General features: G+C 68.7%; 9 protein-coding genes and 1 pseudogene. 8 read left to right on the forward strand and 2 right to left on the reverse strand.

The genetic code is table 11. The features are described from left to right. Nucleotides 1–98 precede the first annotated feature (98 nt). On the forward strand, nucleotides 99–6,881 hold the full coding sequence (locus tag OG352_RS24430; RefSeq protein WP_329219791.1) for a polymorphic toxin-type HINT domain-containing protein: 6,783 nt from the start codon (nucleotides 99–101) through the stop codon (nucleotides 6,879–6,881). A gap of 483 nt (nucleotides 6,882–7,364) precedes the next feature. Here OG352_RS24430 and OG352_RS24435 read toward each other — a convergent pair. Continuing rightward, a pseudogene (locus tag OG352_RS24435) lies at nucleotides 7,365–7,782 on the reverse strand (IS30 family transposase); the annotation flags it as partial. 6 nt (nucleotides 7,783–7,788) lie between these two features. Here OG352_RS24435 and OG352_RS24440 point away from each other — a divergent pair. From OG352_RS24440 to OG352_RS24450, 3 genes are all read left to right on the forward strand, one after another. Further along, nucleotides 7,789–7,911: a hypothetical protein gene (locus OG352_RS24440; protein ID WP_329224198.1), complete on the forward strand. Its 123-nt coding sequence runs from the start codon at nucleotides 7,789–7,791 to the stop codon at nucleotides 7,909–7,911. A 48-nt stretch (nucleotides 7,912–7,959) separates the two neighbouring features. Beyond that, on the forward strand, nucleotides 7,960–8,370 hold the full coding sequence (locus tag OG352_RS24445) for a group II intron maturase-specific domain-containing protein (protein ID WP_329219793.1): 411 nt from the start codon (nucleotides 7,960–7,962) through the stop codon (nucleotides 8,368–8,370). Nucleotides 8,371–8,513: 143 nt separating this feature from the next. Continuing rightward, nucleotides 8,514–8,639 (forward strand): hypothetical protein, encoded by a 126-nt coding sequence (locus tag OG352_RS24450; protein ID WP_443072326.1) that lies wholly within the window; start codon nucleotides 8,514–8,516, stop codon nucleotides 8,637–8,639. Here OG352_RS24450 and OG352_RS24455 read toward each other — a convergent pair. Then, nucleotides 8,596–9,147 (reverse strand): hypothetical protein, encoded by a 552-nt coding sequence (locus tag OG352_RS24455; RefSeq protein WP_329219794.1) that lies wholly within the window; start codon nucleotides 9,145–9,147, stop codon nucleotides 8,596–8,598. The genes OG352_RS24450 and OG352_RS24455 overlap by 44 nt on opposite strands. Before the next feature lie 265 nt (nucleotides 9,148–9,412). On the opposite strand from OG352_RS24455, the gene OG352_RS24460 reads away from it, so the two are divergent. From OG352_RS24460 to OG352_RS24475, 4 genes are all read left to right on the forward strand, one after another. Next, entirely contained in the window at nucleotides 9,413–9,787 is a 375-nt protein-coding gene (locus OG352_RS24460; RefSeq protein ID WP_329219796.1) for a hypothetical protein, read from the forward strand. 177 nt (nucleotides 9,788–9,964) lie between these two features. Continuing rightward, nucleotides 9,965–10,366 (forward strand): Imm32 family immunity protein, encoded by a 402-nt coding sequence (locus OG352_RS24465; RefSeq protein ID WP_443072504.1) that lies wholly within the window; start codon nucleotides 9,965–9,967, stop codon nucleotides 10,364–10,366. A 1,770-nt stretch (nucleotides 10,367–12,136) separates the two neighbouring features. Continuing rightward, nucleotides 12,137–15,229, forward strand: a complete 3,093-nt coding sequence (locus OG352_RS24470) for a DEAD/DEAH box helicase (RefSeq protein WP_329219799.1) — start codon at nucleotides 12,137–12,139, stop codon at nucleotides 15,227–15,229. A gap of 199 nt (nucleotides 15,230–15,428) precedes the next feature. Next, nucleotides 15,429–16,961 (forward strand): TIGR02677 family protein, encoded by a 1,533-nt coding sequence (locus OG352_RS24475; protein WP_329219800.1) that lies wholly within the window; start codon nucleotides 15,429–15,431, stop codon nucleotides 16,959–16,961. Nucleotide 16,962: the final 1 nt, after the last annotated feature.

A 16,962-nucleotide genomic window follows, 5' to 3' on the forward strand; every position in this document is an offset into this window, starting at 1 on the left:
GTTCCCGGCTGCCCGCGGAGCACTCAACGGGAGGAAGACAGACCCCCATGAAGACCAGACCACGAGCAAGAACTGGCAGGCCGTGGCGCCGGGTGGCGATGGCCACGACCGCCGTGCTGACCGCGACCCTGCTTCAGGCGTCGGGAGTACCCGCCGTCGCGCAGGGCTGGACCAAGCCCGCGCTGCCGCGGGCCGAGTCGCCGGTCGCCGGCGGCCCGGCGGGCAAGGCGGTGCCCCGCAAAGTGATGAAGGGGCCCCGTACACCCACCGAGGCACCGGCCACCGGCTGGCCGAAGGCGACTGCGGTGGCGGTCACGCTGCTGCCTGAGACGACCCGGGTGAAGGGACTGCCGCTCACCCTGGACACCAAGGTCAAGCGCTCCGCGGACGCGGCCACCGGCAGCTACACCGTCACCACGCTGTCCCGCGAGGCGTCGCGGAAGACCGGCGTCGACGGGCCGGTCTTCACGCTGACTCCCCGGCCGGGCGGTGCGCTGCGCGGCGGCAATGTGCGGGCCGGGCTGGACTACTCCTCGTTCGCCGGCCTGTACGGCGGCAGCTACGCGGACCGGCTGACCCTGGTCCGACTGCCCGCCTGCGCGCTGACCACGCCGCAGAAGGCGCAGTGCCGTACCACCCAGCCGGTGGCGACCGTCAATGACGCCGAGAAGCAGACGCTGACCACACAGGCGGTCGCCCTCAGCGCGAGGACGGCCACCGTGCTGGCGGCGACCACCTCGGCCGCCGGTGACACGGGCGACTACAAGGCCACGTCCCTGGACGCCTCGTCGACCTGGTCCACGGATCAGAGCAGCGGTTCGTTCGCGTGGTCGTACGACATGGCGGTGCCGCAGGTGCCCGGCGGGCTGACCCCGCAGGTCGGGCTCTCGTACTCCTCAGGTGGCATCGACGGCCGTACCGGCAACACCAACAACCAGGCGTCGTGGGTCGGCGACGGCTTCGACCTGGCGCCCGGCTTCATCGAGCGCAGCTACAAGGGGTGCGAGGAGGACGGCGCGACCAACGCCGACGGGAACAAGCCCGGCGACCTGTGCTGGGCGTACGACAACGCCACCCTGTCGCTGAACGGCTCGGGCGGTGAACTGGTGCCCAACGGCACCAACTCCTGGAAACTCCAGAACGACGACGGCACGAAGATCGACCGGATCTACGGCTCCTCGTCCGACGTGCGTTCCAACGGGGCCCGCAACGACGAGTACTGGCGGGTGACGACTCCCGACGGTACGCAGTACTTCTTCGGCTACAACCGGCTGCCGGGCTGGGCGAGCGGCAGCGAGACCACCGACTCGACGTGGACGGTGCCGGTCTTCGGCAACAACACGGGCGAGCCGTGCAACGCCTCGACGTTCGCGGCGTCCTGGTGCCAGCAGGGCTGGCGCTGGAACCTGGACTACGTGGTGGACCCGCACGGCAACGCCGTCGCGTACTACTACGACAAGGAGACCAACTCCTACGGCCGCAACCTCAAGGCGGCCGACGACACCCCCTACGTGCGCGGCGGCACGCTGGACCGGATCGAGTACGGCCTGAAGTCCACGGCCGTGTACTCGGCGAAGCCGCTGGCCAAAGTGAACTTCACCAGCAGCGAGCGGTGCATCCCCGACGCCTCGACCACCTGCTCGTCCATCTCCAGCGGCTCCCAGTACTGGTACGACACCCCGTGGGACCTGAACTGCGAAGCGGGCACCGACTGTGACAAGGGCCGGTTCTCCCCGGCGTTCTTCACCCGGAAACGGCTGACGAGCGTCACCACCCAGGTGCTGGTCTCCGGCGCCTACAGCAACGTCGACGGCTGGAAGCTCACCCACCGGTGGGGCATGGCCGACACCGACTACCAGCTGCTGCTGGACTCCGTCCAGCGCACCGGCTACAACGGCACGGCCTCGATCACCCTGCCGAAGGTCACCCTCGCCTACACCCAGCTCGCCAACCGGCTGGACAAGATCGGCGACGGCTACGCCCCCTACATCAAGTCCCGGCTGTCCACCGTCTCGGACGAGTCGGGCGGCCAGATCGACGTCGGCTACTCCGCGCCGGTCCGTGACGCCGCCGCGCTGCCCACCCCGGAGATCAACACCACACGCTGCTTCCCCCAGTACATCGGCGGCAACGCGACCGACGACCCGGACCGGCAGTGGTTCAACAAGTACGTGGTGGCCACGGTCACTTCGACCGACCGCACCGGCGGCTCGCCCGACCAGGTCACCATGTACGACTACCTCGACGGCGCCGCCTGGCACTACGACGATGACGACGGGATGACCAAGGAGAAGTCCAAGACCTGGTCGCAGTGGCGCGGTTACGGCCACGTCCGGGTGCGCACCGGCGGTCAGGGCGGCGCCTCGGCCATGAAGACGCAGACGGACAGCTACTTCCTGCGCGGCATGGACGGCGACCGCAAGTCGTCCTCCGGCGGTATCAAGAGCGTGTCGGTCAGCCTGGATTCGGGTGAGGGCGACGCGATCACCGACCACGAGTCGCAGGCCGGCTTCGGGTACAAGACCGTCACCTACTCCGGTCCCGGCGGGAAGGTGCTCGCCAAGTCGGTGAACCGCCCCTGGTACAAGGAGACCGCGAAGAAGGTCCGCACCTGGGGCACCGTCACCTCCAACCTCACCGGCAACGCCTCCGGCACGTCGTGGACGTCGCTGGACGACGGCGCGGGCGCCAAGTGGCAGACGACCGCGACGTCCGACACCCACGACACCACCACCGGCCTGGTCACCCAGACCGAGGACCTCGGCTCCACGACGACCTCGGCCGACGACGAGTGCACCCGCACCACCTACGTCACCGGCAGCATTCCGGTGGACGCCCCCGCCCGGGTCGAGACGGTCGCCAAGGCCTGCGACGCCACCACCGCCCGCCCGGCCGACGTCATGTCCGACGTCCGCACCGCCTACGACGGCGGCGCGTACGGCGCGGCGGCGACGAAGGGCGACGCCACCAGGACCGCGAAACTCAAGACGTACAGCGGCTCCAGCGCGCTCTACCTGGAGTCCACGTCCACCTATGACGGCTACGGACGGGCGCTGACCACCACCGACCTGACCGCCGACGTCACGGTCACCTCCGCGGGCACGCTCACCAGGGCCGCCCGTTCCGACGGCCGGACCACCACCACCGCCTACAACCCGACCACCGGCTTCCCGACGAGCAGTTCGGTCACCACCCCGCCCGCCACGGCCGGCGACAACACGACCACCCAGACGTCGACAACCGCTTACGAAGGGCTGCGCGGGCAACCGCTCACGGAGACCGACACCAACGGCAAGGTCATCACCTACGCGTACGACGCGCTGGGCCGTAACACCAAGGTGTGGCTGGCGGACCGGCTCACCGGCCAGACCCCCAGCTACGAGTTCAGCTACACCATCACCGAGGGCAAGCCGGTCGTGGTCGCCACGAAGACCATCGGCAACTCGGGGGCGCAGGACACCTCGTACGCCTTCTACGACGGCTTCCTGCGAGCCCGCCAGACGCAGGCCCCCGGCCCGAAGGGCGGGACGCTGCTCGCGGACACCTTCTACGACGAACGCGGCCTGACCACCAAGGAGTTCGCCACCTACTACACCGACACCACCGCTCCCTCCACGACGCTGTTCAAGCCCGACAACGCGCTGAGCGTGGAGACCCAGAACCGTTACACCTACGACGGTCTGGGCCGGGCGACCGAGCTGCGGCAGATCGCCGGCAACGGCGACGGCGGCACGGTCCTCGGCGTCACGAAGACGATCTACGGCGGCGACCGCACCACGGTCATCCCGCCGGTCGGCGGCACCGCGCAGACCACCGTCACCGACGCCCGCGGCCTCACGACCGAACTGCGCCTGCTGCACTCCCGCGACGCCGGCGCCGCCTACGACACCACCACCTACGGCTACAGCCCACGCGGTGAACCGACCAAGGTCACCGACCCGGCGGGCAACGCCTGGACGTGGACGTACGACCTGATGGGCCGGCTCACCGACACCACCGACCCCGACAAGGGCGCCGGCCACAACGAGTACGACGACCGCTCCCGGCTGACCAGCACCAGGGACGCCCGAGGCACCGTCCTCGCCTCCGTCTACGACGGTCTGGGCCGCAAGACCGAGCTGCGCGACAACTCCTCGACCGGCGCCCTGCGCGCCAAGTGGGTCTACGACACCATCAGCGGCGCCAAGGGCCAGCTCGCGTCCAGTTCGCGTTACGTCGGGACCCAGGAGTACAAGTCGAGCGTCGTCACCTACGACCGGCAGTACCGGCCGCAGCGCACCTCGGTGACGATCCCGTCCTCCGAAGGCGCGCTGGCGGGCACCTACCTGTCGACGACCAGCTACAACGTCTCGGGCACAGTGCAGGGCGTCGGCTACCCCAAGGCCGGTGACCTGGCCGCCAACACCGTCGCCTACACCTACGAGGACGCCACGCTGCGGCCTATCGGGCTCAGCGGCCCGCAGAACCTGACCGCGAGCACCAGCTACAGCCTCACCGGTAAGCCGCTGCAGTACTCCATGGCCGCCAACAGCGGCAAGGCGGTGCTCGAGACCAACACCTACCAGTGGGGCACCCAGCGGCTGGCCACCTCACGGGTGGACCGCCAGGACATCGCGGGCGTCGACCAGTTCAACACCTACTCCTACGACGAGGCGGGCAACGTCCTGTCCGTCTCGGACACCTCCCGCTCCGGCACCGACAACCAGTGCTTCGGCTACGACTACCTCGGCCGGACGACCGAGGCCTGGGCCCAGCCGACCACCAGCTGTGCCACCACCCCCTCCACCAGCGCGCTGGGCGGCCCGGCCCCCTACTGGACCTCGTACACCTACGACAAGGTCGGCAACCGGCTCTCCGAGACCCAGCACGCCACCACCTCCGGCGCCTCGGACACCAGCCGTAGCTACCACTACCCCGACCCGGGCGCGGTCCGGCCGCACACGCTGGGCTCGGTGGACACCACCACCGGCACGGTCAAGTCCACCGACAGTTTTGGCTATGACGTCGGCGGCTACACCCACACCCGACTGCTGGGCGACGGCACCTCCCAGACCCTGGACTGGGACGCCGAAGGCCACCTGGCCAAGGTCACCCAGCCGGTCGAGGGCGGCAGCGACAAGGTCACCGACTACCTGTACGACGCCGACGGCAACCGCCTGATCGGCCGCACCCCGACCGAGACCACCCTCTACCTCGGCGCCACGGAGATCACCCTGGCCAAGGGGGCGACCGCCGCCAAGGGCACCCGCTACTTCGACGTGGGCGGCGGCCACCAGGCCGTCCAGGCCAACGACGGAACCATCTCCTTCACCCTGGCCGACCACCACGGCACCTCCCAGTTGTCCGTCAACGCCACCAGCCAGGCGATCACCCAGCGCCGCACCCTGCCGTTCGGCGGACCGCGCGGCACCCAGGCGAACACCTGGACCGGCACCAAGGGCTTCGTCGGCGGCACCACCGACACCGCCACCGGCCTCACCCACCTCGGTGCGCGGGAGTACGACCCCGCCACGGGCCGCTTCCTGTCGGTCGACCCGGTCTTCACGCCCACCGACCCGCAGCAGATGCACGGCTACACCTACGCCAACAACAACCCGCTGACCTACTCCGACCCGGCGGGCACGGAGATCGGCTCCCGCCCCAACTCCTGCCAGTACGACCTCAAGTACTGCAGCAAGAAGGAACAGCAGGAAGTCGGCTACGACGCGAAGAGCGGCACGTCCGACTACCACCGGGGCAACATCTACAAGCGTGCCCACGCGGCGAAGAAGCACTGGGTGGCCGTCAACACCCCCGTCACCAACAACATCGACAAGCTCCAGAACTACTGGGCCAGCATGATGGACGGGGAGTTCACGGACGAGTTCTGGTACAACCCGGTCTACGAGTCGGCCAAGGGGGGCTCCGCCTGCTTCGGGCGCGAGGGCTGCCGGCAGGCCTACCTCTACGTGCTGCACGGCGGTAAGGACGTAGAGAAGGCCAAGGAGCTCGCGGCCACCTACTGCGTCTACAACGCCCCCCAGTGCGCGGACGAGGCCAAGGAAGTCGCGCGGGGCAGGGTCATCGAGGGCATCGTCAATGAGGTATTCCTGGCCTATCTCGGCGGTGCCGCGGGAGCCGAGACCAAGGCGGTCCGCGGCTGCCCAAACAGCTTCGACCCCCGCACCGAAGTCCTCATGGCCGACGGCACCACCAAACCCATCGTCGACGTCAGGATCGGCGACAAGGTCATCGCCACCGACCCCAAGACCGGCAAACGCGGTCCGCGTGCGGTGACGGCCGAACTCCTGAACCGTGACAACGACCTCGTCGACCTCGAGGTCCGCGGCCCGGACGGCAAGACCGTCACGATCCACACCACCGCCCACCACCCCTTCTGGGACGACACGGTCCACAGCTGGGCCGATGCCGGCCGGCTCACCCCGGGCCACACCCTCAAGGCCGCCGACGACAGCCGGGTCACGCTGGCCGGCGTGCGGCCCCGCCCCGGCGTGGCTGACATGTACAACCTCACCATCGCCGACCTCCACACGTACTATGTGCTCGCCGGGACCACGCCGGTCTTGGTCCACAATGATGGCGGGGCGCCTCCCGGCGTTTGGACCATTAACCCCGATCGATCAACAACGATTATGCGTGGTGGACCCTTTGGCGCCAATTACTGCCAGCAGGCCCCTGACTTCTACGGCGATGTTTATTGGTGGAGTCCGGATAAGGCAGGGCATGGTGGGTCTGCATGGAAGGTGTTCCGTGAGACTTCGAAGGGTCTTGAATGGATTGCTGATGCAGGAGCGGATGGCACCTTCATTGAGGGGAAATTCAAGGGAAAGACAGGGAAGTCCAATTCCTGGAAAAATCTGTCTACCGTGAGGGGATGCTGACGTGATCGAGAGCGCTGACGAATTCGTCCAGCTGAGACTCAGCGGTGAAAATGCAGACTACCAGCGGATCAAGCAAGAAGAGGCCCCACTTTCGGTCTGGCGCGAGATCGTAAGAGACCATCCAGACATGCGTTTCTGGATCACCTTCAATCGGACCATTCCAGAGGAAGTAATACGACTTCTGAGCGAAGACGATGATTGGCGTGTGAGGGCAAAGATTGCGAGCAGGAGAGACGTTCCCGGGGATATTTTAGGAGTCCTTTCCAGGGATGGCCATGACGCTGTGGCTTCCTCTGTAGCCGGCAATCCCGGAACGCCCCATGATGCTCTCGTGAGATTGGTCGGTCATCATTGGAGTCAGGTGCGAGATAAGGCTTCAAGTCAGCTTGAAGGGCGAGCGTCAAATAGAACCTAACTGACAGTTGGAAGCCCGATCCGGATTTGGGCTAATTCGAGGGGTCGTTGCAAAACGTGGTCGGTTGTTCAGGCCGCGAGCAGGTTAGAGAGGCGCTCGGCTGGGGTTTCCCAGCCGAGCGTTTGCGTGGGCGGCTGTTGAGTTCGGCGGCCACTGTGTCGAGGTCTTCGTGGGTGTCCGGGCCAGGTTGGTGCCCTTGGAGAAGTACTGGCGGAGCAGGCCGTTGGTGTTTTTGTTCGAGCCGGGCTGCCAGGGACTGCCTGGCTTGCGGAAGTGGATCGGGATGTCGGTGGCGATGCTGAGGGCGTGGTGAGCGGCCATCTCCGAGCCCTGGTCCCAGGTGAGGGACTGCAGCAGGTGGGGCGGCAGGGTCTTCACGGTGTGGTCAGAGCGTCGCGCAGGCTCTCGGCGCTGGTCGCCGGGCAGGTGGACCAGCATCGGGTAGCGGGTGCTGCGTTCGGCCAGGGTGCCGATCGCGGATCCGCGGCCGTCATGAGCGCCTTGCGCGACCTGACCCGCACGGCCCTCGACCGGGCAGGCTGGACCAACATCGCCAGCGGCCGACGCGCTCACACCAGCCCCCACGCAACCCTCAACCTGCACGGCATCCCATGATCAAAACGGGCGAACGGGATTCGCCCCGGGGCCCTGCACATCAAGTGGATGCGCAAACGGGGAACGGACAAGTGCTACGTCTACACGTTCATCGCGGACAAGCCGGTCCGCGAACTGAAGCGGAAGATCAGGGCACTGACCCACAGGAGGTCCCAGGTCCCGTTCGCCGCCGTGCTGTCGAGGATCAACCAGATCCTGCGTGGCTGGGCCAACTACTTCAAGCACGCCGTCGCCAAGCACACGTTCAACGCCCTGCGTTCGTTCGTGTGGTGGCGCGTGGTCAACATGATCACCTATCGGCGGCGCATGACGTGGACGGCCCTGCGCCGACAGTTCAAAGGCCCTCAGGGCTGGCGGCAGATCGCCTTGGACGGAGTCGAGTTGTTCAACATCGCCGCGGTGGCGGTCACCCGCTACCGCTGGCGCGGACTGAGCATCCCGACGCCGTGGACCGCATAAGGTCATCGACCCAGCGGCAGTCACCCGTGGAGAGCCGGATGCGGTGAGAGTCGCACGTCCGGTTCGGTGAGCGGTCCGGGGAAACGGAGCCAGGGAGACCTGGCCACCGCGCCCCGGGCCGACTCTCCCTCTTCGCCCACCTGATGCGCACCCGCCGCCTGGCCCGCGACTTCGAACGCCGCACCACCAGCGCCGAGGCGATGATCTACTGGTCGATGACCCTGCTCATGACCCGCCGCCTGGCGCGCTCACCCCGCGGGCGGGCGTGAACCGGCCCGGCGCCGGCTCGGCCAGCCAGCCGCGCGCGACCAGGCGTTTCGCCTTCGACCTCAGCGCCTCCACCCGCGCCGGAACCACGTCCATGCCGAACAAGGCGGCCATCTCCTGGCAGGTCAGCGGCCCCTGCCCGAGCCGGACCCGGTCCGCGAGCGCCTTGAGGATGCGCTGGTAGTCCACCGACAACGCCGACCACGCAAGCCCTTCACGCCACACCGGCACCTGCGACTTCGTCTTCGCCGCTTCCGGCGTTGGCGATGCCTCCCCGGCCTGCCCGTTGGCGGCCGGTGCTGTCCGGTCGGCCTGGTCGTGGCCATGCCCGGTCTCATCCGCCGGGGCAAGCACCTCGCCCACCCGTGAGCGAGCGATGGCCCATTCCTTCCAGTCCCGCTCGGCCACGGCCAGTTCAGCCTGGACCCGGTCGGCCTCCTCCCGCAGCTCGTCCACGCGACGGCGAGCGACGAGCTCGCGCTGTTCCAGCAGCCCCACGACCGACGGCATCCATGACCTCCACAGCAGCGGCGACATAACAGACCACCACTCCCGGCAGGTTTTCCGTAACTGGGAAAAGCTACCGCGACCTCTTCTCCCGGAGGAGGAGCTATGCGGCTGTCGGTAGGTGCAGCGCCTGGCGTGGACGGGACCGTTGAATGGTCCCGTAAATAAAAATAGCAACAAAGTAGCGTAGACCTCAGGCGCCCGTCAGTACCACGGTGGGCGCCTGAATAGCTGAGCACTCTGGAGCGGGTTGTGAAAGGATTTATGGATGGATGATCCGATGGAGTATCCCAAAATTAAATCATGGGTGAACGAGTGGGGAGGTTCCGTTGATTACGTAGATTATGTCAAACGCAATGGCGACCTGGCGTTGCTAGTGGCATTTTCCCGAATCTTCTGGCCTCGTTTCATCGAGGTGAGGAGCTGCATACTGTGGGATCGCGCGTATGAGGAATCGAATTTTAACCTCTGGCAGGAGAGTCTCTCTGGTGATACCCAAAGAATTGAAGCGACGCTGAATCAGTTGAGGGTTTGGCAGATCGTTGAATCGGATGACATGGATGAAGATCGGCGGGCGCTAGAATTTATTGCCGCACGCATTGCTAAAGCTTGGAGGGCTGCTTTGTGTGCCCGATTTTCCTGACCGGGCTTTCGATGTTCGGGTCATCAACTCCGAGGATGGGCCCATCGTTACTTTTTCTTCTGGTTCGCAGTAGATCTGGCTGCCACCAGCGGCCCGCTCAAGGATCCGCACACTCCCATCGATCCATCCACGATTCGGCCCGGCGACTACTGGCCGTAAATGACAATCGGAGGCGTGATGGTGAAGGTCTTGCGCGGTGACTCGACCGGGGAATTGGAGCTCTCCGGAACTCACTCCGAACTGCTCGCCCTGGGGCGGGAGTTGCGGAGCGGGCAGGGAGAGATCTCCCTCGAGAGAGTCTCTGATCCGTTCCCTTACAGCAGGTCGTTGTCGTGGATGACATTTCAACTGGTCAGCGGGAAGATCCTGATCTCGTCGTCCGGAGACAGTGAATCTCTCGATATCAGAGGTGGACCGGAGGCTTTGGCCCTCCTCGCCGACAACATCGAAGGCTTCGCTTCGGATGCGGATGGGGACGACCACCTTCATGTGGACTACTTTCCGGAACATGACTATCTGGCCGAGGGGTCGGGATCGGTAGTCGTCGCCATTGATGGAGATCCCTCCATGTCTTCGTGAAACGGGGCATCCGTTCACGGTGGCGTAGACGATGAGGTTCACCGGGTGACCTTGGGCGTCGAGGTCGCCGTCGTAGGGTGCGGTCGTGGGTCGGGCCGTAGACCTTGGCAGGCACGGGATGGAAAACGAGAAGCCCCGCCGCAAGCGGCGGGGCTTCTGCGTGGGATGACGGCAAGGTGGGCGACCGGACGCCGGGTCAGGGTGACCGGTGGTGGGATCACCGTCAGCTGGTCCATTGCGATTGTCCGGAGGTTCCAGGCGCTCGCGAGTTGTCCGTCTACCGGAGAGGTGCGGCAACTGGAAGGGCGCCTGCAGATGCGGCCATCGGCCCGCAATCAAGTGGGTGTTCACCGCGCTGATGGTCAGGCCGACGCTGAGGAGGATCCGGTCTGGCGAAGCGGGGCGAGCATCCGTGCAAGGTGCTGAAGCTGGGTAACGCCTACCGGGTGGTGACTGCCGACCTTCAGCGTCTGCTGACGCTCGATGAGGCGGTAGAAGTGCCCGTGCCCACTATGCCGTCGCAGGGTCACGGGAGTATTCCCACGTATGAGGAAGCGAGAGTGTACTGCTGCTGTCACTGCCGATGCCGCTCCCTGCAGGTTTCGTAGGCTCAAGCGCCACAGTGCAATTCCTCTAGATCTTGTAGGGTTGCCACAATCAGTGTGGCGGGCGCATGAGACGGCAGCGCTCGCGGAGGTGGCGCTCACGGTGGCCGCCCGGTGGCCGGACGCCTTTGGACGGTGCAGTACCAGGTATCGGCGCTCATCATGGCGCAGGTGGTCTCATCAGGCACAACAGCATCCCGCAGCATCAGCCGTCATCAGACAACACGATCGCTCACGGTCTCGTAAATGTGTAGGTCTCGGGTTCGAATCCCGAAGGCGGCTCTGTGGTGAACCCCAGGTCAGGCCTCTGACCTGGGGTTTCTTGTTTGGGTTGACCTAGGAATTCGGGCCGATCGGGCGCGTGCGGTCTGTGCATCGCAATGCGTAGGTCTGAAGTTGACGGCCAGTGTCGGTAGCGGATCGCGGGGCTGTGACCTCGGCATTTGTTCATGGCTGTCGATTTCCCGGCCCCGTCCGGTTCGAGCCGGTGGCCATTTGGTGGCCAGGCGTGCAGAGGTCGTGCAGATGGCTCCTCGGTCAGCCTCGCGGTCTTCGCATGGGAGTTGTGCCATCCAGACAACCGCGCGGTCGGCCGGGTTTCCGGGGGCGTGGGCGACGACGTGCTGCTTCACTATCGGCTGTCCCCGTAGGGCGAACCGAGCTGGATCGCGTCGTCGGCCGGTGCGGCGACCTGCTGCGCGCAGGCTCCGGCGTCCTCGGTCGCCTGCGCGGTCGTGTACGCGTGACCGCCCGCGTCGACCGCGTCGACCGCGTCGGCGACCGTCTTGGCGGCCTCGGCTCCGTCGGCCCTGGACCTCGCGACCTACGACAACAGCCGTGACGGCCGATCCAGCCGGGGCCCGTCTGTGCGGCGTCGGTGCACGGTGCGGGATGACTTGGGGCTCGGCGGATACCGGTCAGGGCGCCGTGCTGTCGTGGCCGCTCGACAAGGCGCCATCCGTAGGCGTCCGCGCGGCGAGGCCGTGACTTTCTTGGCCGTTGGGCGCAGGCCGCGCTCATGGTGGTGGAACCCGTAGTGGTGGAAGACGTGGGAACCGCCTGCGGGTGTGGATCACGACATGCCACAGTCGCGGGTATGCGCGGCGCGGACGGAGTGACGGACGGGGGTGTCCCGGCACATCCGGGAACGGGCGCGGAGGGGTCCGTGACCGAGGTGGTGCGGCGGCGGTGGGGTGTCGCCCTGGGCGGGGTGCTCCCGGCGCGGTTCTTCGAGCCCGGCTGGGCCTACGAGGAACGGGTGGAGCGCCGTTGTCCCGTCTGCGAGGGGGAGTTGCACGCGCTGCGCAGGCCGTACGAGTCGCAGGGGCGGGTGTACCGGTATGCCGCGCTGGTCTGTCCTGGCTGCCCCACCGCGTTCAGTCTCGCTGACTTGGGGGTGAAGACGTACGACCAGCTCACGGCAGCGTCTTCGGCGGCCGTGTCTGTGCCGCTGGGGCCCTGCCCGAGTGGTCCCGGGGTCAGCGTGACCGCGATCCGCGGCCCCGGGCAGTTCCCCGGGGCGATGCGAGGGGGACACCCTCCGGCGTGGCCGGACGACCTGGCCGTGCCGGAGCAGGCCGAGCAGCGGGCCCTGTTGTGGTGCAAGGTGACCGATCCGGACTGGCGCCCCACCGAGGAGGCGGTCGCGGCGGCGGAGGACGTGCGGGTGATCCTGCCCGAGGGTCCGGGATACGACGCGCTGCGGACCTGGCTCGCGAAGCACGGCGTCCCGTACCGGGTCAGCCGCTACTGGGAAGAGGCCGAAGAGATCGGCACGGTCAATGAGTTGGGCGGCCGTACGGATCTGGTCGCGGTCGGTCCGGGTGGCGCGGTCCCGGCCGCGGGTCCCTGGGCGGTGGCGGCCAGGGATGCCTTCGCCGCGCAGTGGGACGGTTTGGAGGAGTTGCCGGAGGACGACGGCGATGCGTACGTGCCCGTTGGGGAGTTGGTGCCCGCCGAGTGGGCCGCGCTGCTGCCGCATCCGTCGTTCAACCCGGCCCAGGCGGCTGCCGTTCCCGTCGTACGGGAGGGCACCGGGCATCTGGTGGTGGTGGCGCCCACCGGCGCGGGCAAGACTCCGATCGGCATGGTCGCGGCGCTGGACGCGCACGCCCGGGGCGAGAAGGCCGCCTGGCTGGTGCCGCAGCGCTCGCTCACCGACGAACTCGACCGGGAGCTCCACCTGTGGCGGCGCCGGGGGCTGCGCGTGGTGCGGCTGACCGGTGAGGCCGCCGTGGACTCCGGGCTGATCCGGGCGGCCGACGTGTGGGTGGCGACGACGGAGAAGTTCGAGGCGATCTGCCGTGCAGGATCGTTGCGCGACGCGCTCGCCGAGGTGGGCTGTCTGGTCGTCGACGAGATCCATCTCCTCGGCGATCCGGTGCGTGGCGCCGTACTGGAGGCGCTGCTCGCGCGGGTACGGGAGGACGGTGCGGGCGCGCGGATCGTCGGGCTGTCGGCGACGGTCGCCAACGCGGACGAGGTGGCCGAGTGGCTGGGCGCCCGCCTGGTCCGCACGGCCTGGCGGCCCACCCGGCTGACCTGGCAGCTGCCGGTCCTGCCGACGGCGGACGAGGCGGACTGGGCGGCGAGGGCCGCCGTCCGCACCGAGGCCGCCGTGCGGATCGCCCGCGGGGTCGGTGCGGACGGCGGCAGCGTGCTGGTGTTCTGCGGCAGCAAGCGCCGGGTGCGGGCGACCGCTCTGGCGCTGGCCGCCGACCGTGGTGCGGTGACCGCCGGAGTGGACGCGGACGACGCCGAAGCCGTCGAGCGGCTGTGCACCAAGGCCGGGGTGCGGCTCCACTACCGCGACTGGCCCTACAAGCGGGACGCCGAGCAGGCCTTCCGAGCCCGCGAGGCGGACATCCTGGTCGCCACCTCCACCGTCGCCGCGGGCGTCAACCTCCCCGCCCGGGCCGTGATCGTCGCCGACACCACCATCGGCCTGGACCGCGTCGAGGTGTCCATGGTCCAGCAGATGTTCGGACGGGCCGGCCGCATCGGCGCCGGGGAGTGCGAGGGCTGGGCGTTCCTGCTGGTCGACCCGGGGGAACGGGCGCACTGGCAGGCCCGGCTCGCCGCCGGATACACGGTGCGGTCACGGCTGGGCGACCATCTGCCCGACCATCTCCTGGCCGAGGCCGTGCAGGGACGGGTGTCCGCGGTCGAGGAGGCGGAGCGGTGGTGGGCGGGAACGCTGGCCGCGCACCAGGGACACGCCGGTGTCGAACCCCTGCGTGAGGCGGCGGCGTTCCTCACGACGGCGGGTTGTCTGCGCGCCCCCGCCGGCGAGGACCGTTGGGAGACGAGCCCGCTGGGCAGGCTGACCAGCCGCTTCATGGTCGAATCCGCCCTCGCCGACGACCTGGCCACCGCGGTTCGAGAGGCCCCGGTGCCTGAAGACGCCTTCACCGCCGAGCGGTCCCTGACGGCCCTGCTCAGCACCCGCCTCCCGGTGCTGGAACAGGCACCGTTCACCGACCGGGCCCGCGCGGCGCTGCGCCGCGTCCTGCGCGAGGCGGAGCAGGAGCAGCCGCAGGAGACCGACGAGCCCGCGTGGGACGAGCCGAAGCCGGTGCCCGGTGACCTCGCCCGCGCGGTCCTCCACCTCGTCGCCGACCGCCCCGGCCTCTTCCGCGGTCGTCCTGGTTACGTGCTGGGCATCCCCGTCGACTCCATGACCGGCATCCTGGAGGAGGCCCGGCGCTACCTGGCCTGGCTCGGCGCGCAGGGCCCGATCGGCACGGTCCACCCGTGGGCGGCCGTCGTCGCCGGTGACCTGGCCCAGCGCATCCGGTGGCGCGCACTCGGGCCCGACCGCGGGGCCGGACGGCTGCTGTGGATGTGCGAGCGGATGGCCACCGCCCCGCTCGCGCCCGATCTCGTTCCCCGGATGTGGCGCGCGGCCCGCGCCCGCGGCGTCGACGCCCCCGACTGGAGTGGGACGACACCGCCGAACGACTGCGCCTTGCCTCCGGACCGTTACCGGGCGCTGCTCGCGGAGCGCGCCACCGGCGTCCACCTGGACCTGCGGGAGGACGGGTTCCGGGTGGCGGCCCCACCGGGCTCGGTGATCCGGTTGTGGAACGGCACGACCACGACCCTGCACAGCGGCGACGGCGAGGCGACCACCCTGCTCCTGCCGCCCGACGACCCGTCGGACAACTCGGCCGGCAACAGTGGGGCGGCCGTCTTCACCAGGGGCGGTGACCGGCTGGGGACGGGGTGGCTCGGGGCGTACGCGGCGATCCGCCGCTGAGCCGACCGCAGGGCGGGTCCCTACGGCGGCCACCGCCCGCCAGGGAGCGTGAAACGGGCGCACGATAGCACAAGTGGCATGGGCCGAGGAGCGGCTCACACGCACCGATCGAGGTGCGGCAGACTGGCGTGGATCCGGTGGTACACGTCCGGCCGGACGTGTACCGGCCGAAACAGGGGAGAAGGGAAGCCACAGTTCCGTGAGTGACGAGTTCGACGTCCCGGACTCCGTCGACGAGGGCGCGTTCGGTATCGATGCGTTCTCCGTCGACGACCGGCTGCGGCTGTTCCACTTCGCCGCCGCCGAGAAGCGCCACGAATACCTGTGGCTGCTGCGGGCCTTCGACCGCGGACGCGCCAACTACCAGGTACTGCTGCACGCCTCGGACGCGGTGGGGCTGCTGGAGCGGCTCGCCGCCGACCATCCCGGCGCGGGCGCCGTCGGCGGTACGGCCGGCGTTCAGCCGTTGCTCGACGCGCTCGCGGAGTGGCAGGTCCTGGACCGGTCGTACGACGGGACGCGCGCGGCGAGCCTCGCCGAGTACCGCAACCGCCACTACGTGTACCAGTTCACCCAGGCCGGGTACCGGGCCTACCGGGCCGTGGAGGACGTGCTCGGCGCGAGCCTGGAGGATGCCCAGCTCTCCCGCCTCGTCTTCCCCGACATCCTCGGCGACCTGCACGCGCTGGCCGAGGCGAACACGGCGGGTGACGGCGAGGAGGTGTACCGCAAGCTCGGCCGTCTCGACTCGGTGCTGAACGAGATGGCGCAGCGCGCCGCCCGCTTCTACCTCATGCTGGGCGACCTGGCGCGCACCAACGACACCCGGCCCGAGGTGTTCCTCGCCCACAAGGACACGCTCCTCGCGCACATGCGGGAGTTCACCGCGGAGCTGGGGCGTTACGCACCGCTGCTCGCCGAGGCGGTCGAGAAGGCCGCGGCCACCGGTGTGGACCGCATGATCGAGTACGCGGCCGAGGCCGACGAGCGGCTCTTCCGCAGTCCCGCCGAGCGGCTGGCGGACTGGCGGCACCGGTGGGACGGCATCGTCCACTGGTTCGCGGAGCGTGAGCACAGCGAGACCGAGCGGCTGCAGGACGCCACCGTCACCGCGATCCGCTCCGTCCTCGCCCTGCTGCGCCGCGTCACCGAGGCCCGCCGGGGCGGGGTGAGCCGGGAGAGCCAACTGCGCCACCTCGCCCAGTGGTTCACCTCCTGCGAGAGCGACGAGGACGCGCACGCCCTGTTCCAGGCGGTCTTCGGGCTCGGCGCGCCCCGGCACATCGCCGTGCCGTACGCCGACCCGGAGCGGATCCCGTCCCGTACGTCCTGGTGGGAGGCCGAGCCGGTCGAACTCGCCCGCACCCTCGTCCAGTCCGGCCGCACCCCAGCCCTGCACGGCCCCGGCCGCATCGAACGCGACGAGGACCGGCGGGCACTGCTGCGCGCCGAGCAGCTCAAGGAACAGGCCGAGCGCCGCGGTGCCGCGAACTCCCTCGCGTCGGACGGCGTGTACGGCCGGACGCTCGACGAGCCCGAGACACGCGCCCTGCTCGCCCTGCTGGACGTGGCGCTCGCCGCCCGGGTCCCCGCCAGCCGCCTGGTCACCGCCGCCTCCGGCGCCGCCCACGGGGTACGGCTCACCCTCACCCCCGCCGAGGGCTCCACCACCGTCGACACGGTGCGCGGGCGTCTCCATCTCGACGGGCTGCGCCTGGAGGTCACCGCATGAG

The organism is Streptomyces sp. NBC_01485 (assembly GCF_036227125.1).
GTDB lineage: Bacteria > Actinomycetota > Actinomycetes > Streptomycetales > Streptomycetaceae > Streptomyces.